Annotated in this window: 23 protein-coding genes; 2 read left to right on the top strand and 21 right to left on the bottom strand. The window is 43.2% G+C overall.

Annotated elements, in window-relative coordinates:
- The 7 genes from T344_RS0110770 to T344_RS0110800 all read right to left on the bottom strand — a co-directional run.
- A partial coding sequence (locus T344_RS0110770) for a helix-turn-helix domain-containing protein (RefSeq protein ID WP_027628713.1) occupies positions 1-273 on the bottom strand: 273 nt, incomplete at its 3' end.
- A gap of 215 nt (positions 274-488) precedes the next feature.
- Entirely contained in the window at positions 489-3,140 is a 2,652-nt protein-coding gene (locus T344_RS0110775; protein WP_027628714.1) for a valine--tRNA ligase, read from the bottom strand.
- Positions 3,141-3,228: 88 nt separating this feature from the next.
- Positions 3,229-3,471 carry a hypothetical protein gene (locus T344_RS0110780; RefSeq protein WP_027628715.1) on the bottom strand — a complete coding sequence of 81 codons (243 nt, stop codon included), beginning with the start codon at positions 3,469-3,471 and terminating at the stop codon, positions 3,229-3,231.
- A 412-nt stretch (positions 3,472-3,883) separates the two neighbouring features.
- The gene (locus T344_RS29700) at positions 3,884-4,222 is read right to left on the bottom strand and encodes a hypothetical protein (protein ID WP_051571754.1); all 339 of its coding nucleotides are present in this window, start codon (positions 4,220-4,222) and stop codon (positions 3,884-3,886) included.
- 247 nt (positions 4,223-4,469) lie between these two features.
- Positions 4,470-5,510, bottom strand: coding sequence for an AI-2E family transporter (locus tag T344_RS0110790; RefSeq protein WP_169738701.1), 1,041 nt, complete (start codon positions 5,508-5,510; stop codon positions 4,470-4,472).
- Between the two features lie 79 nt (positions 5,511-5,589).
- Positions 5,590-5,769 carry a hypothetical protein gene (locus T344_RS0110795; RefSeq protein WP_004630817.1) on the bottom strand — a complete coding sequence of 60 codons (180 nt, stop codon included), beginning with the start codon at positions 5,767-5,769 and terminating at the stop codon, positions 5,590-5,592.
- Positions 5,770-5,796: 27 nt separating this feature from the next.
- A complete protein-coding gene (locus T344_RS0110800) occupies positions 5,797-6,330 on the bottom strand; it encodes a PRC-barrel domain-containing protein (protein WP_034861132.1) in 534 nt (177 codons plus the stop codon).
- A 235-nt stretch (positions 6,331-6,565) separates the two neighbouring features.
- On the opposite strand from T344_RS0110800, the gene T344_RS0110805 reads away from it, so the two are divergent.
- Positions 6,566-7,882: a DUF1015 domain-containing protein gene (locus tag T344_RS0110805; protein ID WP_027628718.1), complete on the top strand. Its 1,317-nt coding sequence runs from the start codon at positions 6,566-6,568 to the stop codon at positions 7,880-7,882.
- 58 nt (positions 7,883-7,940) lie between these two features.
- Here T344_RS0110805 and T344_RS0110810 read toward each other — a convergent pair whose 3' ends face one another.
- From T344_RS0110810 to T344_RS28020, 14 genes are all read right to left on the bottom strand, one after another.
- The gene (locus T344_RS0110810; protein ID WP_242842062.1) at positions 7,941-8,753 is read right to left on the bottom strand and encodes an urease accessory protein UreD; all 813 of its coding nucleotides are present in this window, start codon (positions 8,751-8,753) and stop codon (positions 7,941-7,943) included.
- Positions 8,754-8,758: 5 nt separating this feature from the next.
- Positions 8,759-9,370, bottom strand: a complete 612-nt coding sequence (gene ureG / locus T344_RS0110815; protein WP_027628720.1) for an urease accessory protein UreG — start codon at positions 9,368-9,370, stop codon at positions 8,759-8,761.
- Between the two features lie 15 nt (positions 9,371-9,385).
- Positions 9,386-10,111: an urease accessory protein UreF gene (locus tag T344_RS0110820; RefSeq protein WP_051571757.1), complete on the bottom strand. Its 726-nt coding sequence runs from the start codon at positions 10,109-10,111 to the stop codon at positions 9,386-9,388.
- Entirely contained in the window at positions 10,086-10,628 is a 543-nt protein-coding gene (locus T344_RS28015) for an urease accessory protein UreE (protein WP_242842058.1), read from the bottom strand. Before T344_RS28015 ends, T344_RS0110820 begins: the two co-directional genes overlap by 26 nt.
- A gap of 17 nt (positions 10,629-10,645) precedes the next feature.
- On the bottom strand, positions 10,646-12,364 hold the full coding sequence (gene ureC / locus T344_RS0110830; RefSeq protein ID WP_027628722.1) for an urease subunit alpha: 1,719 nt from the start codon (positions 12,362-12,364) through the stop codon (positions 10,646-10,648).
- Complete coding sequence (gene ureB / locus T344_RS0110835) at positions 12,361-12,738, bottom strand: urease subunit beta (protein WP_027628723.1); 378 nt, start codon at positions 12,736-12,738, stop codon at positions 12,361-12,363. The genes ureC and ureB overlap by 4 nt, the downstream gene beginning before the upstream one ends.
- Positions 12,739-12,751: 13 nt before the next feature.
- Positions 12,752-13,054 (bottom strand): urease subunit gamma, encoded by a 303-nt coding sequence (gene ureA / locus T344_RS0110840; RefSeq protein WP_004630932.1) that lies wholly within the window; start codon positions 13,052-13,054, stop codon positions 12,752-12,754.
- Positions 13,055-13,104: 50 nt separating this feature from the next.
- The gene (gene urtE / locus T344_RS0110845; RefSeq protein ID WP_027628724.1) at positions 13,105-13,797 is read right to left on the bottom strand and encodes an urea ABC transporter ATP-binding subunit UrtE; all 693 of its coding nucleotides are present in this window, start codon (positions 13,795-13,797) and stop codon (positions 13,105-13,107) included.
- A gap of 20 nt (positions 13,798-13,817) precedes the next feature.
- Positions 13,818-14,579 carry an urea ABC transporter ATP-binding protein UrtD gene (gene urtD, locus T344_RS0110850; protein WP_207641831.1) on the bottom strand — a complete coding sequence of 254 codons (762 nt, stop codon included), beginning with the start codon at positions 14,577-14,579 and terminating at the stop codon, positions 13,818-13,820.
- A 22-nt stretch (positions 14,580-14,601) separates the two neighbouring features.
- A complete protein-coding gene (gene urtC / locus T344_RS0110855) occupies positions 14,602-15,696 on the bottom strand; it encodes an urea ABC transporter permease subunit UrtC (RefSeq protein ID WP_027628726.1) in 1,095 nt (364 codons plus the stop codon).
- A gap of 61 nt (positions 15,697-15,757) precedes the next feature.
- Positions 15,758-16,663, bottom strand: a complete 906-nt coding sequence (gene urtB / locus T344_RS0110860) for an urea ABC transporter permease subunit UrtB (RefSeq protein ID WP_027628727.1) — start codon at positions 16,661-16,663, stop codon at positions 15,758-15,760.
- Positions 16,664-16,930: 267 nt separating this feature from the next.
- Positions 16,931-18,208: an urea ABC transporter substrate-binding protein gene (urtA, locus tag T344_RS0110865; protein WP_027628728.1), complete on the bottom strand. Its 1,278-nt coding sequence runs from the start codon at positions 18,206-18,208 to the stop codon at positions 16,931-16,933.
- Positions 18,209-18,593: 385 nt separating this feature from the next.
- Entirely contained in the window at positions 18,594-19,676 is a 1,083-nt protein-coding gene (locus T344_RS0110870; protein WP_027628729.1) for a response regulator transcription factor, read from the bottom strand.
- A gap of 40 nt (positions 19,677-19,716) precedes the next feature.
- A complete protein-coding gene (locus T344_RS28020) occupies positions 19,717-22,419 on the bottom strand; it encodes an ATP-binding protein (protein ID WP_242842059.1) in 2,703 nt (900 codons plus the stop codon).
- 236 nt (positions 22,420-22,655) lie between these two features.
- On the opposite strand from T344_RS28020, the gene T344_RS0110880 reads away from it, so the two are divergent.
- Positions 22,656-23,750 carry a response regulator gene (locus T344_RS0110880; RefSeq protein WP_027628730.1) on the top strand — a complete coding sequence of 365 codons (1,095 nt, stop codon included), beginning with the start codon at positions 22,656-22,658 and terminating at the stop codon, positions 23,748-23,750.
- Positions 23,751-23,816 lie beyond the last annotated feature (66 nt).

Here is a 23,816-nt window from a genome sequence, read left to right on the forward strand (position 1 = left end):
TTTATATTTTTTTAGTATTTCAGGAGCTGTATACTTTCCGTTCAGATAATCATTGACAGCTGACTGTTTTAATACGGAAGAATATCTACTTGCTTGACTACTTGTTCTTAATCCTTCAAATCCAAAAGCATTGTATAGACGGATCCAACCCTTTAGTGCGCCTTGACTCATTTCGTATATACGACATAATTCTCGAAATCCATAAGTGTTGTTAAGATATTCAATAATAATTTTCTCTTTTTCAGCGTAGGAATATTTGTGTTTAAATGCCATAAAATATACTCCCTCCTAAGTGACAAGTTTTTATTATTTTAATTGTCTACCTAGAAGGGAGCATATCATTTTACGACACTCCCAAATAACTTTGTACTTTCGGTGAAAAACAAGCATTTTTGCCGTTAAATTGACAGGAGGTCAATTTGAGCAGCATGCGAGACCCGGATGGTCGAGTCGCTGCGACGGCAACAAAATACTTGCTTTGAATCGTGCTATTTCTTCAAGCTTTCCAGCCTTTCAACAACCTTCAGATACATATCCTTGTATTTTTCTCTCTTTGCCTTTTCTTCTTCAATAACCTTGGCTGGCGCTTTTGCAACAAATCCTTCGTTATTGAGCTTGCCCTCGACTCTCTTCAGCTCACCTTCCAGGTTTGCCTTTTCCTTGTTCAGTCTCTCGATTTCCTTCTCAATGTCTATAAGTTCATCCAGGGGAATAAATATTTCCGCACCTGCTATGACAGTGCCTACGGCATCTGACGGAATTCCCGCCCTGTCGGCCTGAACCATGACCTCCGATGCCCCGGCAAGTCTCTGGAAGAAGGAGGTTCCCTCCAGAAGCGTGGCCCTCTCGGTTTCTCCGGCTGCGACGAATATCATTTTAGCCTTTCTTGAAGGCGGAACATTCATCTCGGCGCGGATATTTCTGGTGCTCCTGATGGCGTCCATAATAATATTCATTTTTGCTTCATCGGCTGCAGAGTTCAGTGCCTCATCATATACAGGCCATTCTGAAATCATGATGCTTCTGCCGTCATTTACAAGATGTGTATATATCTCCTCGGTGATGAACGGCATATATGGATGCAGCAATTTCATGGCATTGCCCAGAACAAAGTTCAGAACATACTGTGCCTCCAGCCTGCCTTCGCTCTCCCTGTCATAAAGTCTCGGCTTGACCATTTCAATGTACCAGTCGCAGAACTCCTCCCATATGAAGTCATAAACCTTCTGCAAGCCCAGTCCCAGCTCAAATTTATCTATGTTTTCCGTTACTTCCTTTGTTACGGTGTTGATCCTGCTCAAAATCCATTTGTCGGCAACAGTAAACTTGTTTTTATCAACCCTGCCGAAGTCCAGATTCTCGTCAAAGTTCATGAGAACAAACCTTGATGCGTTCCAGACCTTGTTTGCAAAGTTTCTGGAGGCTTCGACCTTTTCGGTGGAGAATCTCAGATCATTTCCCGGTGAATTGCCTATGGTCAGTGCAAAGCGCAGGGCATCGGTGCCGTACTGGGCAATGACCTCCAGCGGATCAATGCCGTTTCCGAGGGATTTGCTCATTTTCCTTCCCTGGGGGTCTCTTACTATACCGTGTATGAATACATACTTGAAAGGCTCCTGCTTCATATGCTCCATACCTGAGAATATCATTCTTGCGACCCAGAAGAATATGATGTCATAGCCGGTTACCAGCACATCGGTAGGATAGAAGTACTTGAGATCCTCTGTCTGCTCAGGCCAGCCCAATGTGGAGAATGGCCACAAAGCCGAACTGAACCAGGTATCAAGGGTGTCCGGATCCTGTTCGATCCTTGTGCTGCCGCACTTTGGACATACATCTGGATCGGTGCCCGTTACCATCATATGTCCGCATTCCTTACAGTAGTATGCAGGAATTCTGTGTCCCCACCAGAGCTGTCTTGAAATACACCAGTCCTGAATATTTTCCATCCAGTTGAAATATATCTTTGAAAATCTCTCGGGTACGAATTTAATGGTTCCGTTTCTTACAACGTCCAGGGCAGGCTCAGCCAAAGGCTTCATGCGAACATACCACTGTTTTGATATAAGCGGTTCAACAACAGTCCTGCATCTCTGACAGGTACCTACATTGTGGGTATGACCTTCAATCTTGACCAGTAAACCCAGTTTTTCCAGATCCTCCACCATTTTCTTTCTGGCTTCGTATCTGTCCAGACCTTTGTATTGACCCGCATTGTCATTCATTATTGCATTGTCGTCCATAACCCTTATCTGAGGAAGGTTATGTCTCAGACCTACCTCGTAATCGTTTGGATCATGGGCAGGTGTTATCTTTACACAGCCGGTGCCAAATTCCTTGTCAACATAGGAGTCGGCAATAACAGGTATTTCCTTGTTTACCAGAGGCAAAACCAAGGTCTTTCCTATCAGATGTCTATACCTTTCATCTTCAGGGTTAACTGCTACGGCAGTATCTCCCAGCATTGTTTCAGGACGGGTGGTTGCAACGATGACAAATTCCTCGCTGTCCTTTACAGGATATTTGATATGCCAGAAATGTCCCGCCTGCTCTTCGTATTCGACCTCTATATCGGATATGGAGGTATTGCATTTAGGGCACCAGTTGGTTATTCTTTCACCCTTGTATATGAGGCCTTTATCGTAAAGTTTGAGGAAAACCTCCTGAACAGCTTTGGACAGGCCCTCATCCATTGTAAAACGTTCACGTTCCCAATCGCAGGAGCTTCCCAGCTTTTTAAGCTGCTCAACGATTCTGCCCCCATAAACCTTTTTCCATTCCCATGCCCTTTTCAGGAATTTTTCACGTCCCAGCATTTCCTTGGTGATACCTTCCCTGGCCATGGCATCAACAATTTTTGCCTCGGTAGCTATACTTGCATGGTCTGTACCGGGAAGCCACAGGGCACTGAAACCCTGCATCCTCTTTGTTCTTATGAGAATATCCTGCAATGTATTGTCAAGTGCATGTCCCATATGGAGCTGCCCCGTGATATTGGGCGGCGGAATTACAATAGTGTACGGTTTTTTATTGCTGTCCGGGACTGCATGAAAATAGCCATCTTCCATCCATTTACCGTATAACCTGTCTTCGACCTGACTGGGGTCGTATTGTTTTGCGATGTTTTGCTGTTCATCCATAGTCATATCCTCCATTTATTTTTAAACTGCCATCTCTTGAGATCAATAAAATCGATTTACACCTTAATAATGCCTGTAAACTTACAAATTATCTAAAACTGATGATAAACAAAATCAATCCGGGTATGGAAATTATCAGTCCCATTAACTTAATATTGAATACAGCCTTGCTGAGCTTATAGCTCTGTATTTCCTCTTCCGACATCTGACTTGCATTGACACATTTTTGTTTTTCAGCAAGCTGAAACTTTTTTACAATTAATTTTGCCGAATATACAACAGCAAATCCTATGGCTATAATGACCAACGAAAGTATTTCCTGTAAGTTCATATCTGTTCTCCTTTCCTTGCACCGGTGCAACATAAAAAGCCCCGTCCATTATTTGGACGAAGCTGCTGTTTCGCGGTACCACCAAAATTTCACAAGTTCTATATGACTAAATATGCCTAAAAACCGGTGTGAATCTCTCAATCGGATAACGTCCGAAAATCCGCTGCAGCCTACTTTGAAACCGGATATCATATAGTGGACTATATGGCAGGTACTTCTTTCGGTGCAGAGCTCCCAAGCTACCTTCGGCAGGCTGTTTTCCGGAACCTCTCACCCTGGGGCACTGTAACCCGACCGGTTCCTCTCTGTGGAAATCCAACTGCTTACTCCTCTTGCTCATCGCCTTTGTATTTATCTTCTTTTAATTTATCTTAACATTCTTAAATTATGATATAAAATCTGCCCGCTTCTGTCAAGAGCGCAGATCATTCCTGCTGTCATCATTATTGGCAGCGCCTTTATCCTGGTCCTTGACCATATCATTCTCGAGAGCTGTCTGTTCAATTTGGCTTTGGTCCTGAATTTCGTCAGGGGCTGCATTTTCTCCGGTGCCGGCCTTTTCATTCTTCCCGCTCTGATCACCGCGGCTGAACAGGAGTCCAAAAGCCAGTATCATCAATACCATGGCCACATTATCTACAACTTTTTGATCAACATTGAATTTAAAAAACTTGTCAAGCACTCCGTACAAAATCATGGCAGCAGCTATTCCGATGATTATCCTAAGCTTTAATTTTCTGGAAAGTTTCATACCGTCCTCCAACATGTAAATTTAGCACTGTCTAAAGTATTGACTTTTAAAGCTCAAAATATGACCGGTGCCTATAGCAATATAATAATATGCGTGACTTCATTATGGCAAGGAGATTTTGTGCCGGTTGGTTTCTGCAAAATAATTTTTTTATTACGGGGTACTCCCGTTACAAGCTTCAACCAATAACTGACAAAATAACTTGATGCTTCAAAAAAACCAACAGGCACAATGCACTGCTCAAAATTTATACAATTATATCTATTACTCTTTTAAGTATTACCTTTATCATGGCTGTCACCGGAACCCCCAGAAGCATGCCCAGAATGCCAAAAAATTCACCGCCTATCAATACTGCTATTATAGTTGTTATGGGATGAAGCCCTAATTTACCTTCTATTATTTTAGGTGATATGAAGGCGTTGTCGATTTGCTGTACTACTATAAAAACCGCTGCCGCCAGCAGCGCTTTTGTAGGGGACTGGAGCAGTGCCAGCGCAACAGCAGGTATGGCCCCAAGCACAGGTCCGAAAAAAGGGATTATATTTGCTATTCCTCCGATAACACCGAGTATAAACGGATATTTGACATGGACTAGATAAAGTCCGATGGTCTCAAGCAAACCCACAATCAATGCCGTTATCAGCTGTCCCCGGATGAAATTTGTAATTATGGCATTGAGTTCCCTTCCCAAATTGATCAAATCGTTGCGCATTTTTTTCGGAGCCAGCATAAGAGTGGATCTTTTAATGTCTTCAATATCCTTGAGCAGGTAATATGCTATTATCATTGATAAAACTATATTCATGAATATGCCTATTGACGAGGCCAGTATGGCAAGTGACTTTTTCATAGCCCGTGAAGCATAATTCTGAACAAAACCGGTGCCCACGTTCAGCTCACCAAAAATCATATTTTTAATTTCATCAGGCCATCTGCTTGTTTTTATCCTGGAAATGTATGAATTGAACAATTCCCGGTATCTGCCCGCAATATCCGGCAGGGTATTGAACAGCTCTTTGGCATTGCTTATAACATGCGGCATTATAAATATAACAAAAAATGCGAGTGATAATGCTGCAAAAATATAGATTATTATGATCGCATAATGCCTTTTGACCCCGTTGCGCTCAAATCTGACAACCATAGGATAGATTGCATAGGCTATAAAGACAGCCATAAACAACGGAGACAAAATTTTAAAAATTTTATCACCGTAATAATAGGCAAACAATATCATACCTGCAACAAGCAATACCAGTATTATGTAAAATACTGTTTTCTTCATATTTCTCAATATGCAACCCTCCTTAAACCACTAAAAGCCAAACATAAACTGTTCGGCTTTTAGTGGTCTTCTCTCCTGATTATCTGAACATATGCATCATGTCACCAAATACATGGTTTGATCTGTGCCAAATCTTTCTTCCCGACTTAATCATCTTTCTTCTCATATGCGGGTCAACTATTTCAGGATTTGTCAGAACGCTGATGGACGCTCCTATTAACCCGCCTATCACAAGTCCTCTGGTAAAATTTCTCATCATAATATATTTCCTCCTTGTTATAAAAAATTAGGTTTCCAGCCGGCTTTTCAAACCGCCGCCCGTACTCATCATTTCCTCAACTGCTTCATTTTCCACCAATATATTGCTATTGCCAATTTCAATCTTTCCGAAAAACGGAAGTATGTTCCTGCCCATTATAATGTCCTGAACCAGTCCGTCCGATACCTGAACTCCTTCAACTTTTCCTGTTCTGTAGTCAAATAATACATCCTGCACTACTCCCAGATCTTCACCTGTATGTGTAAATATCTTCAGGCCCCTCAGATTTTTTCTTTCCTGAAGCTGGTATAATTTTTTAAACCGTCTGTATTCCAGCAGGTTCACAGGATCATCAACAATCACGGCATCGTTCCCGAGACTTATGATACTTCTGAGCAATATGACATTGCCCTTAACAGCATAGCTGCCTTTTTCCATAAGGAAGGCGAGTATGCCTTTATTATCCGCGCTGAATACCATATCCTTAACTGTTCCGATTTTTAGACCGTCTCTGGCTGAAATTACCGGCAGTCCTAAAACCCCGCTGTATTTTTTCAGCATCTCATCCCTCCTTTTAACAAATCTTTATACTAAAGTACAAATTCCAAATTCATAAACCGCCGATAATATTATTTGTAATTGTAGTGTAAAAAATTCAATTAAAAATTATTTATACTTTTTATTTTTTTAAACAATTTAAACAATGAAAATTGACTAAAAACAGAGATTAATGTAAAATTGTTGAATACATTGAATACATAAAGAAAGTATTGAAATTAATATTTGGGAGGTTAAAATGAGTAAGCTCATTAATACTTTGTCGAAATTAGGTGTACATATACCCCATATAATGCTCCCTGCAAAAAATGAAGCTTTGAATAAATGGGCTGTTGTAGCCTGTGACCAGTACACTTCCGAACCCGAATACTGGAAAGAGGTTGAAGAACTGACAAAGGGCAGCCCTTCGACTTTTAATATTATTTTCCCCGAGGTATATCTGGAAGGCGGCGACAGCAGCAGCAGAATCTCAGACATCAATGCCACCATGAAACAATACATCGACGGCAGAGTATTGTCCGAACTTGACAAATGCTTTATCCTCACAGACAGAAGGACCTCCCATGCACAATCAAGAAAGGGCCTGATAATTGCCCTGGACCTGGAATGCTACGATTATAACAAAGGTTCGAAGGCATTGATACGCGCTACAGAGGGAACGGTACTGGACAGGCTTCCTCCCAGGATTAAGGTTAGGCAGGATGCTCCCATAGAGCTCCCTCACATAATGGTGCTTATAGATGACCCCGGTAAGACAGTGATCGAGCCCCTGTTCCAAAAAACCGCCCGGCTGGAAAAGCTGTACGATTTTGATTTGATGATGAACGGCGGGCACATAAAAGGCTACAAGATTTCTGATGAAAAGGATATGAATTCAATAGCAGACGCTCTTTCAAAACTTGCACAAAAAGATGTGTTCTCCGGCAAGTACGGGGTTTCTGCAGACAAAGACCTGCTCCTGTTCGCCGTTGGCGACGGCAACCATTCCCTTGCCTCTGCAAAGGGACATTGGGAAAATCTGAAGAAATGTCTGACACCTGGGCAGCAGGAAAATCATCCTGCAAGATATGCCCTTGTGGAACTGGTCAATGTGCATGACGCAGGCCTTATATTCGAACCCATTCACAGAGTTCTTTTCAATGTCGGCGCAGATGATCTGTTACGGGAGTTCAGAGCCTTCTCCGGCAAAACGGCCTGCCAGGGTTCAAAATGTTCGGGCGGCACCGTCCATACCTTCAACTATGTGACAGCTGCCGGTAAGGGAACGGTGTCCATAGAAAACCCTGTCAGCAATCTGGAAGTCGGAACTCTGCAGGCATTTCTGGACAGCTATATCAAGGAACACCCGCAGGTCAAAATAGACTATATACACGGGGAGGATGTAGTAACAAAGCTTGGCTCACAAGCAGGAAATATGGGTTTCTATCTCCCGCCCATGAATAAGATCGACCTTTTCAAAACGGTTATACTGGATGGAGCCCTGCCCAGAAAGACTTTCTCCATGGGAGAAGCCGAAGAAAAGCGCTTTTATCTGGAATGCAGAAAAATAAAATGACACTCTGACAGGATTAAGGAATGGATAAATATCCGTTTATCCATTCCTTAATCGGCAACTATCCATAAACAGCAGTATGGGACTGCATATTGTAAATTTCATTTCTGATATTTTTGATTATACCTTCCAGATAATCACTTCCACAGGCCAGTATTCTTATTATTATACCGTATTTATATGTTGCAGATATTCCGGCTTCAATACCGTCATATGTTTCAATTACCGTAAAAAGCTTTTCCACAGCGGCTTCCCTGTCCAGAGCATCATAAAAATATGCCAGAGTAGCCTGATGAGTATAGCCTTCAAAAAAGCCAAGGCTGCTTAACGCTTGAGTTTCGGGCGTCAATTCCTGATTGTCAAGGAAAATCAACTGATTGCAGTAAAATACCCTGTTATAATTTTTGTATCTTCTGAAATGAAACTGTTCTCCGCTTTTTTCCCTTCCGCAGGATAATATTTCGGAATACAGGTATTTGGCTCCCTTATACAAATAACAGGTGCTCCCCGAAACAAAGTCCGAAGCTCCGAAGGGTATGACCGGCTTGGGATCATAGTCGAAAAACCCATCTTCCATAACTCTGAATATATTTTCCTGTTTTACATAACCTTCCGCCATTTTATGTATCTTGGTGTAGGATTGTCCCTGCAGCGATAATGCACAGGCTCTTCCAACTTCAATTTCAGTGCTGTAGCAGTCACCTTCCATTACACCGGCCGATGCACTCATAACCATGATTTCCGCCATATTGCGGTCATTATTGTAAAAGGGCTTCACAATCTTGAAGGGGGCTGTAAAGTAGGAGTCTTCAACTACTGTTCTGTTGTTTGAGAGTACGGTTTTAATATAAAGTCTGCTCTCGGACCCGAACATGTTAATCAAGGAATCCCCTCCAGAAGTACACTGCGCCTTATCCAGCCGATAACATTCTCCAAACCCTCATTGGTATTCAGATTGGTAAAAACAAAGGGCTTGCTGCCTCTCATCTTCCTGGAATCCCTGTCCATTATCTCCAGGCTTGCCCCTACATATGGTGCAAGGTCGATTTTGTTGATTACGAGCAGATCGGACCTGGTTATGCCCGGGCCGCCCTTTCTGGGTATTTTATCCCCTTCAGCCACATCAATGACATATATTGTGGCATCCGCCAGTTCTGGACTGAAGGTTGCCGACAGGTTGTCTCCTCCGCTTTCAATAAAAACTATCTCTATATCCTTGAATTTGTTTGTAAGTTCCTCAACGGCTTCCAGATTCATGGAGGCATCCTCCCTTATGGCGGTATGCGGGCAGCCTCCCGTTTCAACACCGACAATTCTCTCTGCCGGCAAAGCACTGTTTTTTATAAGGAATTCCGCATCCTCTTTGGTATAGATATCATTTGTAACAACCCCGATACTGTACTGTCCCGACAATTTTCTTGTAAGTCTCTCTATCATCGCCGTCTTTCCCGAGCCTACAGGCCCTCCGATTCCTATTTTAACGTATCCCATAATATACTGTTCCTTTCAAGAGATATAAATTCTGGTATATAGTCTCTCATGCTGCATGGATCTGATATCAAAGCCTATGCTGCACATGCCCGTATCCTCCGGCTTCAGTTTACCGGCTTTTTCAACCAGCTCTTCAATAAACGCCTGTGCCTCAAACAGTATTTTTTGACCGTCCATCTGGCTGATGGGTATCAGTTTTGCACAATTGTTTATTATTGTTGAAGCCGTATTATATGAAATGGCAATCATAGACTCCTCTTTACCGATATTGAACAAATATGCCGCCATTCCGTATATAACACAGTAATTGCTTTCACATTTACCGGCTTTGACTGCCTCAAGATACTCAATAAACAAAGCCTCTCCGTTTAATTGAGTTTCAATAATTTTTATCAGCCGCAATCCCAGTTTTGTGCCGGCATTGCGCAATTCCCGCGGCCCTTTGGCCGCACATAATATATTGTTTAATTCAACAATTGCCTCAATATTGCTTTTATCTGCATATTCCCAGGCCAACCGCATGGCAAGCAGCTCATTATACAGAAAATTATGCCTCAAATAGGCTACCAGATATTTTTTCACCAGAGAACTGCTATTCACCAGTTCCTTCTGCACATATGTTTCAAGACCATAGGAGTGTGTGAAGCCCCCTATGGGAAGAAGCGGATCGCTCAGGTGCAGCAGATGCAGACATGACCGCAGCCTGGCCCTGCTTTTACCGGGTGGAATTTGAGAGCTCATATGATTGCCCCTGTTCATGTATGTGGTGTTGGTGTTTGCAAACAGTCTCATGCGTGTGTTCATGTCCATGGGAATGTCCGCTGTTCCCGCCGCCCAAAGGCCTTATCAGCCTGGCGGAACATTTGCATGCCACAAATCCGCATTTTTTCAAAGCTTCCAGCAGAGGCGGATCATATGGCATCAGCAGCCTCTCCTCCTGATAAAACAGAGGGGAATGTCTGTTGCCGATTTCATAGCAGGCCTTGCCCATGGCAGCCAAAGTTTGTGGCTCCAGGGCAATACATTCACACTCCGGAATTTCAACAATGATAGCACTGTTCCCCTCCATGTGCAGAATATCCCCATGTCTGAGGGCACGGTCAATATTCAGCTTTATTCCGACCTCCCTGCCTTTCTTACTTGTTTTATGAAGAATTTTTTTTGATACCTCATACCATTCCACTTCAACATAATCCATATCAAAACCCGTCAAGTCAATCTTTTCAGGTTTACTGCAAATAATACTGTCAATCAGCATGGCTAACCTCCTATACTCTAAAAAAGAAAATATCGCTGGGCAAGTGAAAGCTCTTTCAAAGGCCGGCAGGTTATATGCTCACCATCCACCCTTACCTCATAGGTCTCGGGATCCACCTCGATTACAGGTGTTGCATCATTCATTACCATATCTTTTTTGGTAATATTTCTGCAGTTGACCACAGGCACCAGCTGCTTTTGGAGCTTAAGGCCCTCAAGCATTCCCGAATCAAGCGACAGCTTTGATACAAAGGTCATACATGTAGCTCTTACGGCACTTCCGAAAGCTCCAAACATGTTCTTATAAATAACAGGCTGCGGAGTGGGAATAGATGCGTTGGCATCTCCCATTTTACTCGCCATGATAAACCCGCCCTTTAATATCATTTCGGGCTTGACGCCAAACATGGCAGGTTTCCATAAAACTATGTCAGCCAGTTTTCCCCGTTCCAGAGAACCCACATATTGTGATATTCCATGGGTTATTGCCGGATTTATGGTATATTTTGCAATGTATCTTTTAATCCGGTTGTTGTCATTTCCGCTGCTGTCGGGTTTCAACGGGCCTCTCTGCTTTTTCATTTTATCTGCCGTCTGCCAGGTCCTGATTATAACCTCACCCACTCTTCCCATTGCCTGTGAGTCGGAACTCATCATACTGAAAACTCCCATATCATGGAGGATATCCTCTGCCGCAATGGTTTCAGGCCTGATCCTGGAATCTGCAAAGGCCACATCCTCCCTGATCTTGCTGTCCAGGTGATGGCAAACCATGAGCATATCAAGATGCTCGTCAATTGTATTCACTGTAAACGGCATCGTAGGGTTTGTTGATGACGGCAGAACATTTTGAAATGCAGCTATTTTGATGATATCCGGAGCATGGCCTCCTCCGGCGCCTTCAGTATGGAAGGTATGAATGGTCCTGCCGTTTATTGCTCTGACGGTATCCTCCACAAAGCCGGCCTCATTCAGTGTATCGGTATGTATTGCAACCTGGACATCATACCTGTCGGCCACGCTCAGACAGGTATCTATGGCTTTCGGGGTAGTGCCCCAGTCTTCATGGAGCTTTAACCCTATGGCACCGGCCTGGATCTGCTCTATCAGAGGTTCCGGGGAGGAGGCATTACCCTTTCCCAGGAAGCCCAGATTCATCGGAAAGGCCTCGGCAGCTTCCAGCATTCTGAACATGTTGTATTTTCCGGGTGTGCAGGTTGTGGCATTGGTTCCGTCGGCCGGGCCGGTGCCGCCTCCTATCATTGTTGTGATTCCGCTGTACAGCGCAGTTTCAATCTGCTGGGGGCATATGAAATGTATATGGGTATCTATTCCCCCTGCAGTTGCTATAAGTCCCTCTCCGGCAATGACCTCGGTGGATGCTCCTATTACAAGTCCGGGAGTCACCCCTTCCATGATATCCGGGTTCCCCGACTTGCCTACCGCCACAATCCTGCCGTCCTTTATACCGATATCTCCCTTGACTATGCCCCAGGAATCTACTATTACCGCATTTGTTATCAGCATGTCCAGCGCCCCGCCGTCCCTTGAGACCGACGAGCTCTGACCCATACCGTCCCTGATGGATTTTCCTCCGCCGAACTTGCTTTCATCACCGTAAACCGTATAGTCCTGTTCTATTTCCAAAATCAGCCCGGTATCTGCCAGCCGTACTCTGTCACCTGTGGTGGGACCGTACATGTCGGCATAATCCTTGCCCTTCATGCTGTAACTCATTTGTATTTCACCCCTTTGAATCCAAAATCGGCCGCTTTGGCCAAAGCACTTTCAAAGACACCCTTATCTTCAAGGCTGCCTGAAGTAAGTCCATTCAAGCCGAATACGGCTTTATTTCCGGCAAATTCAGTCAAGGTAACGGTTTTTTCTTCACCGGGCTCAAACCTGACGGCAGTTCCGGAAGGAATATCCAGCCTTTTCCCATAGCATTGCTCCCTGTCAAAATCCAGGCACCTGTTTACCTCAAAAAAGTGAAAGTGGGAGCCTACCTGGACCGGCCTGTCTCCCGTATTGGAAACTCTGACTGTAATTGTCGGTCTCCCGCGGTTCAAAGTAATGGTTTCATTCCGTACAATATATTCTCCGGGCTTCATAGTGAATTACCTCCTATCTTATGGGATTGTGCACCGTTACCAGTTTTGTTCCGTCGGGAAAGGTTGCCTCGATCTGAATTTCATGAATCATGGATTCCACTCCCTCCATAACATCCTCCGCAGTTAACAGGTGAGTCCCCAACCGCATAAGTTCCGTCACCGTCTTACCGTCTCTGGCGGCTTCCATAAGCTCGGCACTGATATAGGCTATAGCCTCGGGATAATTCAGTTTCAAGCCCCTGTCCTTTCTTTTTCCTGCCAGCTCCCCGGCAAAATGCAGCATAAGTTTTTCTGTTTCCTTTGGTGTTAAATGCATATGAACCTCCCAATCCATATAGTTGACACAAAATATTGATTAGGCCTCATCTAAATGGCCATCTTTTCCTGAATCTCATTTGGGTCTGTACCGGCTGTGCTCCCCTCCATTATTATCCTGCCCTTGTCGATGAGATAGAAATAGTCAGCCACCTCCAGCACAAACTCCAGATACTGTTCCACTATGATCATAGTCATATCGCCCTGACTTTTTAGCTGCTTGATAACCCTTGCTATATCCTGAATAATGGAGGGCTGAATTCCCTCCGTGGGCTCATCCAGCAGCAGCAGCCTTGGTTTTGATACAAGTGCCCTGGCTATTGCCAGCTGCTGCTGCTGACCACCGCTCAGATCTCCCCCCTTTCTGCTCAGCATTGTCTTTACTATGGGGAATAGTTCATAAATGCTGTCATCAATACCTCCTTTATCCGGGCTGCGTTCCAGACCCAGCAGCAGATTTTCATAAACGCTCAATTGAGGGAAAATATCTCTTCCCTGCGGAACGTAGCCTATTCCTTTTTTAGCCCTGCTGTATGCAGGCATTTTTATGATCTCTTCACCCTCCAGTTTTATGCTGCCTTCAGGAGTTTTAACAAGTCCCATTATGCTTTTCAGGAAGGTGGTCTTGCCCACTCCGTTCCTGCCAAGCAGGCAAACCACCTTTCCTTCTTCTATCTTCATACTCATGTTTCTTAAAATAACACTCTCACCGTAATAACTGCTCACATTTGTCAATTCCAGCATATGAACCTCCCATACCAGTCTTATTCTTCAAGTCTTTCCCGTTCTCCTCGGCCGAGATATACCTCTATTACCTTTGGATTTTTCTGGACAGATTCCATATCCCCCTCGTCCAGCAGCGCTCCTTCATGGAGCACTGTTACCGTGTTGGCACATTCCCTTACGAATTCCATATCATGCTCTACAACCACCACCGAACACTGCCTGGAGATCTGTCTGAGAAGTTCGCCTGTCTTTTCGGTCTCTTTTCTTCCCATGCCTGCCACCGGTTCATCCAAAAGCATTATTTCGGGCTGCTGGACCAGCAGCATGCCTATTTCCAGCCATTGCTTCTGTCCGTGTGAAAGCTTGGCGGGAAAATTATATCTATCCTCATATAAACCGATTGTGTTCAATACGGCTTTTATTCTCTCATTCTGTTCTTTGGTAAGCCTTGCAAAAAGCGAAGAATACAGGGACCTGACTTTTACTGCGGCCAGTTCCATATTTTCGTATATGGTAATGCCGTTAAAAACCGACGGTACCTGAAATTTCCTTCCTATACCCAGTTCGACTATCTCATGCTCTGAAAGCTTTGTAACATCGCTTCCGTCCCGGAAAATTATATTGCCGGCCGCCGGTTTGACTCTTCCGCATATTGCATCCAGAAGTGTTGTTTTTCCAGCGCCGTTCGGACCTATAAAAAAATGGATATCCCCTTTTTTCACCGCCGTGCTTAAATTATTAACAGCTTTAAATCCATCAAAGCTGACGGTTAAATCATTTATTTCAAGAACCGGACTCATAGCTATCACCCCTTATGCCGCTTCATTCCATCAGTATTTTGTCCTCAGCCGGATTGGCCGATTTATTTATTTTGATACTTTTCAGTTTGCTCTTTAATTTATTGAAAGCTCCCACCAGCCCGGACGGCATAAATATAACCACAACTACAAAGGCAATACCTATAAAATATGACCAAACCGCCGGAAACTTTTCACTGACACCGCTTTTCATGAGATTTACAAGTATGGCACCGATTATTGCTCCGTTCAGACTGCCCCTTCCTCCGATGGCCACCCATATTACCATTTCTATGGACGGAACTATTCCCATTTCAGCCGGTGATATTATGCCCACCTGGGGAACATATACGGCACCTGCCAGACCTGCCAGCGCTGCCGAGATGCAATATACAAAAACCTTGTAAATGGTTGGATTATAGCCCGAAAACCTGGCTCTGTTCTCCCCGTCCCGTATTGCGATCAAAACCTTACCTACTCTTCTGTTAATGATGAATTTACAGAAGAAAAATGCCAAAAGCAGAAAAACAACTGAAATATAGTACAACCAAAGTTTTGTGCTGCCGCTTGCCAAAGAAAAATGGAATATTGTTTTAAAATTTGTTATACCGTTGGTACCTCCGGTAAATTCCTGCTGTCCTACAAAAAGTACAACAAATATAATTGACAATGCCTGTGTTAAAATTGAAAAATAAACACCTTTGATTCTGTTTTTAAATGTCAGGTATCCTATAATCAGAGCGATCAGGGTTGGCAGTACCAAAGCCATTAAAACAGCAACAGGAGCTATTTCAAAGGGCTTCCAAAACCAGGGCAGTGATTCCCGTCCGCTCCAGGACATGAAATCCGGAAGTTTTCCGCCATCGGCCTCCAGCTTCAGATACATTGCCATACAGTACGCACCTATACCAAAATAAACACCATGCCCAAGACTTAATATGCCTGTATATCCCCAAATCAGGTCTATTCCCAATGCCAGAATCGCAAATGCCACAAATTTTCCGAGAAGGTTGGTTCTGAAATCTGACAGGAAAACCGGGGCAATACATAAAAGAAACATAATAATTATTATAGTAATATTATTTTTTCCTGCTTTATTTAAATTGCCGATTTGCTTCATGTTACCCCCTATTCTGCTGTTGTCCAGCAAAACAAATAGTCATAAAGCACTTGTGCAGCCTTCATTCATCAAGTGCTCTGCTGTTGATAGTAAAAAATCCCTGCGGTTTCCACTGGAGAAATATGATGACCATTAAAAAAACAAGCACCTTGCCCAGGGAAGCATTTGTGAAAAATTCAAAGGTTGTATTTCCTATGCCTATAGCTGCCGAACCTGTCACTGTTCCCACTATTCTTCCCACTCCTCCCAGTACCACAACCATAAAGGTATCAACAATATAGTTCGTTCCAAGAGTGGGGCCTATGGAGCCCAGCAGGGTCAGAGCACCCCCGGCTATACCCGCAAGACCTGCTCCCATGGCAAAGGTAATGCTGTCCACTTTTCTTGTATTAATTCCCAGGCTTTGAGCCATGGATCTGTTTTGCATAACAGCTCTTATTTTTCTCCCGTAGGCAGTGCGGTAGAGAAAAATATATACACCTGCGATACAAGCTATTACCAATCCGATTATAAACAGTCTTTTGTAGGGCAGCTGCGTTCCTCCCAGCACCAAACCGCCTTCCAGCCAGGCGGGACTTTTGACGTCCACATTGGGAGCACCGAAAATACTTCTGGCCAGCTGCTGCAGGATGAGACTGACTCCCCATGTGGCAAGCAGGCTGTCCAGCGGCCTTCCGTACAACCTTTTTATAATGGATATTTCAAGCAGATATCCCACCAGCGCTGCTACCACAAAAGCACCCGGCAGAGCGATAATATAATATAAGCTGAAAATACTCTTATCAAAATACTGTATGAATATATTCTGAATAACATAAGTAACGTAAGCTCCGATCATGATCAGTTCGCCGTGTGCCATGTTAATGATTTTCATAAGCCCGAAGGTTATGGCAAGACCCAGCGCGGCCAGCATTAAAATGGAACTTACGCTTACACCGTTAAAAATCTGCAGTAGATATGTGCTCATTGAACAGCTTCCCTCCTTTTTATTGTTATTGTATAAAAGTGCAACTTACGTAAATGGGAAGCTTTGTTAAAGTTATTTGTTTGAGTTTGTCGGTTAAGCATAGAGGTTTTTACCGGAAAACCTACACGACGTAGGTTTTAGCGAAACGCTGAAGCATGGATGCTGAATGTGAGCGACGGTAAAATAATCTATGATTAAACGTTACAAAATCATCAAATAACTTGTAAGCAACCCATTTAGGTAAGTTTGCGCCGATGTACAATAACACTAATTACTTAGTCCTTTTGCCCAATCATAGGATTTCAGGTATGGATCAGGCTTTACGCTTTGGGCAGTACTCCAGATTTCCTTGATAAGTCCGTCGGGCTGAACTTCGCCTATCCTGACCGGCTTCCAGAGGTGCTGATTTTCACCTTCGATTTTCACTGTTCCTTCGGGAGCTTTGAATTCAAGCCCTTTCGCAGCTTCCTTAACTTTTGCTGTGTCTGTTGATCCGGCCTTTTTAACAGCCTCCGCCCACAGATATACATTTATGTATGCGGCTTCTATGGGGTCATCAGTTACTCTGTCGGCACCGTATTTAGCCCTGTACTTTTCAACGAAGGCCTTGTTCTCAGGAGTATCTGTTGTTTGATAATAGTTCCAGGATACAAGGTGGCCTGCCATATTATCTGCACCTATGCCTCTGATTTCTTCTTCGGCAACGCTAACCGAGCAGGTTGTAAGGTCATTTGAAGTTATGCCCGAAGCCTTTAATTCCTTGAAGAATGCTACATTGCTGTCACCGTTGAGGGTATTGAACACAACGTCGGGTTTGGCTGCCTTGATCTTGTTTACAATTGTGCTGTAATCCGTATGTCCAAGCGGAGTGTATTCCTCTGCAATCAATTCACCGCCCTGGGCAGCCAGCTGCGCCTTAATGATTTTATTTGCCGTTCTCGGGAACACGTAATCCGAGCCCAGCAGGAAGAATTTTTTGCCCTTGTTTTGCAGTAGCCATTCTACAGCCGGCACGATCTGTTGATTTGGAGCAGCTCCCGAATAGAAAATATTCGGAGAGGATTCCATTCCTTCATATTGGACCGGATACCACAGAAGCCCGTTATTTTCCTCAAATACCGGCAGGACGGCTTTTCTGCTTGCCGAAGTCCAGCAGCCGAACACAGTTGCTACCTTGTCATTCTGTAAAAGTTTCTTTGCCTTTTCAGCAAACTTCGGCCAGTCGGATGCACCGTCTTCCACTACAGGCTCGATCTTCCTGCCCAATACTCCGCCTGCCGCGTTAATCTCTTCTATTGCCATCATTTCCGCATCCTTAACCGATACTTCACTTATAGCCATTGTGCCGCTCAGAGAATGAAGTATTCCCACCTTGATGGGATCTTCCGAAACTGTTTCGGCTGATGAGGCCGCTGCTTCGGATGAAACCGCAGCCGATGCCGAGGATGCGCTTGATCCGGCTGCAGTGCTGCTGCCGCAGCCTCCCAGCAGTGCGGATAATGCTATTGATATACTTAAGCCAAGTGCCAGCCATGTCTTTTTCATAATTTTGACCACCTTTCCGAATTGGATATTTTAAATAATAACTGGTATTAAGTGTAAGAATGATTAATACAAATACATACAATTTATGGCCATAAACGTATAAACTCTTTGCCGCAGCTGTCGTTTATCCCCAATGAACAGTGTTATTGATTTTATTGGACGGATTAAACAAAAAACGCTATAAGCTATGGATTTACGGCAGACATCAGGTCTGCGCGCAAGATCTCATTTCTTATAGCGCCCTAGCTACTTAACCTTGTTAAATTTTATGAACTCCGGTTTTATATACCGTCGTGTTCCTTACACATTAATAATACAGCCATATGTAAAATTAAAAAACACCAAAAAAAAGTAATTTTACCCCTCAAATCTGCAATTCTGAAATTCAAAAATTGCTTTTCTTGTATTCCATGGGTGTAAGTCCCGTATAGTTTTTAAATAACGATGAAAAATAATCCGTCTTTTTATATCCAAGTTTTTCACTTATTTCATAATTTTTGTAGTCCCCTGATACAATTAAATATTTTGCATGTTCCATCTTTATTTTTGTCACGTAATCATTGAAATTGCACTCCACCTTCTGCTTAAAAAGCTTACCGACGTAATCCCTGCTTATATGCACCTCATTGGCGATAACTTCAAGATTGATTTCCTTTTCTATATTATCAATTACACACTGGCATATCTTCCTGATTATGCTGTCAGGATGATTGAGCTGATATTTCCGGACTTTCTCCAGCATTTCCCTGAGCCGTGCCATAAATTCCAGTCGGATGGCTTCTGTTCCGGTCAATTCCTTTATATGTGAAAAGGCAGCTGTTCCTTCAATTTTTGCAAGCCAGGGAAACCTTTCATCAATTTTTGTCCGGATATTGAATAGCAGTGTGTTTGCCAGAACCCGTACTTTTGCGGCATCATAGTCATATAGGGTGCAAATTTCAGTAAATGCTTCATTTGCAGTATTCTCAAGCTCTGTGTCGGCATTTATGATTTGTAAAATAATCAGTTTTTCATGCTCCCCGGGGTAATACGCCTTGTTATCCTCCTCATAGACCTTCTCCAGATTATTAATTCTCTCTTCCTGTTCTTTTTTGGCATCAATAAACCTTTTTGCCCTTGTTAAAATATCCGACAGGGCTGATTCTTCCAGTGGTTTTGTCATATATTCAAATACCCCGAATCTGATACCCTGTTTTGCGAACTGAAAATCACTGTGTGTGCTTAATAAGATTACGCAGATATCAAGGTTTTGTGCTCTCAACTCCTGAATAAATTCTATCCCGTCCATACCGGGCATCTTGATATCGGTTATTATAAGTTCATACCTGGTTTCAGCAAGCTTCTGCAAGGCCTCTTTTCCGTCACAGGCCTCTCCCGCAATAAAAAAACCGTATTGCCCCCAGTTTTTAAACCTTTTAAGCATATATAAAGTTGCAATATCGTCGTCAACAATCAATACCCTGTACATTCCCCTTTAACCTCCCAATCAATGATAACTGCAAACAAAACTAAACGTTTGCAGTTATCATGTTCAGATAAATTTCAGCCTGTTCAAAATCAAACGCCACTATGGACTTCCTGAGCTCCAGATAAGTACCTTCGTCAATGTTTTTCATTAAAACCCTTTGGTTTTCCTCAAAGTAATCTTTTGCATCGGAGTCAGCAATGACCACGTAATTATGAAGAGTAGTTATAATTTCATGGAAACTGCCTGCAGTTTCTAATGAATCTTCTTTAATTCCTTCTGTTTGACTGCCCGTATACCCGGCAGCCTCATCGCACAACCTGTGCAGCCCTTCCATGATACCAATTATCAGGTTCTCAACCTGCTGGTCAAGCCTGTCTCCTTTTATGATTTTTTCCAGATCCCTGCAAAGCCCGAACAATCCTGTTGCGCCAAGATTTCCTGTCAAACCCTTGAGCTTGTGAACCATATCTCCCATTGCAGTAAAATTTTTTGCTTTAAACAAATCCTGTATTTGCTCTCCGTCCCATTTGTGCCCATCGATAAACTGCTTGAGGATCCCGGCATATTTTTTCCTGTTTCCCCCAAGTTTTGCCGCTCCCTTTTCAAAAACGGAATATGCCGGTTCATAACTGTAAATCTCCTTATAGCCAGTATCATATGTATAGCCGGAATCTTCCGCCCCGTCGTCACCGGTACCTGTAAACTTTTTTATCATTCTTGAAAGCTCTGCGGGATACAAGGGTTTGGTCAGGAAGCCGTTCATTCCTGCCAGCTTTGCCTTTTCCTCGACACCGTCAACTGCGTCTGCGGTAAGAGCAATTATCACGGTATTCCTTCCTGTTTCAAGCTCCCTTATGGTTTTTGTTGTTTCATATCCGTCCATATCTGGCATACGTATATCCATAAGTATAACATCAAACAAATTCTCTTTTACAAGCTGTATTGCGGCATGTCCGCCGGCAGCCGTATAAGTCCGGAAACCCAGAACCTTCAATATTTCTCCCGTCATCTGAAGGTTGATAGCATTATCCTCCACCAAAAGTATCTTTTTGTCTTCAAAAGCCCTTTCGGAAAGATTTTTCTCCATTTCCCCCCTGAGAAGAGCTTTGCCTGTAACTACTTCAAGCTGCGCTGTAAATACAAAACAGGAGCCCTTTCCCTCTTCGCTTTCAACACTTATTGCCCCGTTCATCAATTCGGCTATGCTTTTGCTGATTGCCAGACCGAGACCGGTACCTCCATATTTTCTTGTGATAGAAGCATCTCCCTGTGTAAAATGATCAAAAATAATTTTTTGCTGTGCTTCCGATATCCCTATGCCGGTGTCTTTTACACTTATAGAGGCAATTATCCGGTCATCTTCAATGGGTATATAATCCAGACTGATGGTTATTGAACCCTTTTCGGTAAATTTTATGGCATTTGACAGCAGGTTCAGTATTACCTGCTTTACCCTTGTGACATCACCCGACAGCACCCCGGGAATATGGTCATTTATATTTAAACTTAGTTCAAGTCCCTTTTTTGCGGCTTCCACACCCACCATACCGTATATATCCTGAACTGCCTTTACTATGTCAAATTCTACCTCCTCCAGAAACATTCTGCCTGCCTCAATTTTTGAAAAATCCAATATACCGTTGATCAGGCCCAATAAATTATTGGCAACCATCCCGATTTTATCACTGTACTCTTTTTGTCTTGTTTCAAGATATGTATCGTTCAGCAGAAACTGATAGCCTATTATGGTATTCAACGGCGTCCTTATCTCATGGGACATGCCGGCCAGAAATTCGCTTTTTGCATTATTTGCAAGTTCGGCCTCTTCTTTTGCTGCTCTCATGGTTTTTTCGGCTTCCATTCTCTTCTGAAGCTCATCATGAAAGGAAAAATACAGTTCATTAAATGTATTTGCCAGCTGCTGCAGCTCCAATGTCCCTTCAGGATTGAGGCTGAACCTGTCATCCTCAAAGGAAAATTTTCTTAGCAGCTTGGTATAGCTGTTTATGGGGTTGGTAACATATTTGAAAAGAATGCTGATCAGTACGGCTATGGCACCGATTATTATCAGGGCCAGCACTATCTGCACCGCAGCAGCTGTGGAGGTGGCATCCCTTGCTGCTTCCAGTTCGTTTTCCAGTCGTGCATTCATGACCTCCTGAAATTTGGCTATGGGATCCATGATGTCTTTTTTATCGGCGTCATATTGGGAATCAAACATTATCTCTCTGGCCTTATTCAGTTTTTCTGCATCTCCAAGTTTTCTGTCCTCCGGCTCCAGCCCGAAGGATGCCACCTCGGGCACCATATCCTTCTCCGGTACCTTCAAGGCCTCCAGCACCAGCCTCATGGACCTTCTTTCAGTATTTACAAGAGCATCGGAATGCTGCTTTGCATTTGCCAGCAGTTCCAGTTCTTCTTCGGGAGATTCCAATTCTTTTACCTTTAATATTACCTTGTCCCTTGTCTGTGTATCATTGATCTCCTCCCAATATTTCTGGAGGTGCAATATATCGGTAGTGATGGCATATTTACGCGCCTCATCTGTCAGATAATCGGAAGCGTCTGCCAGATCCATGCCCAGCTGTTTAAATTCCATCCTCCGCCGTTCGGCCTCCTGCTCCGACTCTATACTGGAGCGCATATAAACAATGCTTCCGATGAGTAAAACAGATATTAAAAAAAAGATTCCAAGTATAAGACTGCTTATTGTCGATTGTTTTATTGCTATCCGGGATTTCAAGCGTATCACCTCCTGCCGTATACATCATCCTATCGGATAAAAACGAAAAAAGCGCTCAAGTCAATGCAAATGTGCAATAACCTAGCGCCGTTGCCGTTCTGATTTTTAATTATATTAATTATACAAGCTTCAGAATTTCCTGTCGACTACTTTAATTAATTATTATAAAATGTTTTACATGGTTTTATTTCTTGCATCTACCGAAACCGATTATATTATTAAGGAGACTGTATTAAATGAACAGAGGCAGCGCAATTGATAAATACGAAATCCTGATAGTTGACGATACTCCCGAACAGATTGAAATGGCCATGCTGGTATTGAAAAACAACAATTACAAGGTTCGAGTTTCCACAAAGGGTGAAGCAGCACTCAAACTGCTGGAACGGCAAAAGCCGGATTTGATCCTTCTGGATATTTTTATGCCTGAAATAGACGGTTTTGAAATGTGCAGAATTATAAAGCAAAATGATGAGTTTAAAAATATACCGGTCATATTTCTCACTTCAAGTGATGATGAACAAAGTATAAAGAAAGGTTTTGAATCAGGCGCACAGGATTATGTAACAAAACCCTTCAACGCAACCGAGCTGCTTGCCAGAGTGAACACTCATATCAAACTTAAGGAACAAACCGAATCTCTATATCTTGCCAACAGGGAGCTTGACAGTTTTTGCTATTCCATAGCCCACGACCTTAAGGCACCTCTCCTGTCAATCAGCAAACTCATAGAATATCTTTCCCTTGATTACTATGATAAATTGGGAGATGACGGAAACAGCCTGATAAAAAACATACAAAAAAAGTCCACCGAACTCACGGCAATCATAAACCATCTTCTGGAATTCTCCCGCATGTGTGAAATGGATATGAAGTTGGAACCAATAAATCTGAATAATTTGATACAAAGTGTTTTTGATGAACTTATGCTGGCACAGCCTGAACGGACAGCAGTACTGGATATGCCCCGGCTTCCCGAAATAACAGGTGACGGCATCATGCTTGGAATACTTGTAACCAACATATTGTCAAATTCACTTAAATACACTGCCCGGCGGCAGCGGGCCGAGATATCCGTTGAATACACCGAGCACCAGTATGATTATATATTTTGCATAAGAGATAACGGAGCCGGTTTCGATATGAAATACTCCTCAAGACTCTTTCAGGTATTTCAGAGGCTGCATTCCTCAAAAGAGTTTGAAGGCTCGGGCGTTGGGCTGTCCATATGCCAGAGGATATTGAAACGGCATAACGGAAAGGCCTGGATGACAGGTGAAACAGACAATGGAGCTTCCTTCTACTTCAGTTTTCCTAAAAACAATAAGTAAACTCCTTTGGCAACTATAACAACCAAAAGGCGCACAAGTCGTTTATGACCTGGCGCCTTAAGTATT

This window comes from Ruminiclostridium cellobioparum DSM 1351 = ATCC 15832 (genome assembly GCF_000621505.1).
Taxonomy (GTDB): domain Bacteria; phylum Bacillota; class Clostridia; order Acetivibrionales; family DSM-1351; genus Ruminiclostridium; species Ruminiclostridium cellobioparum.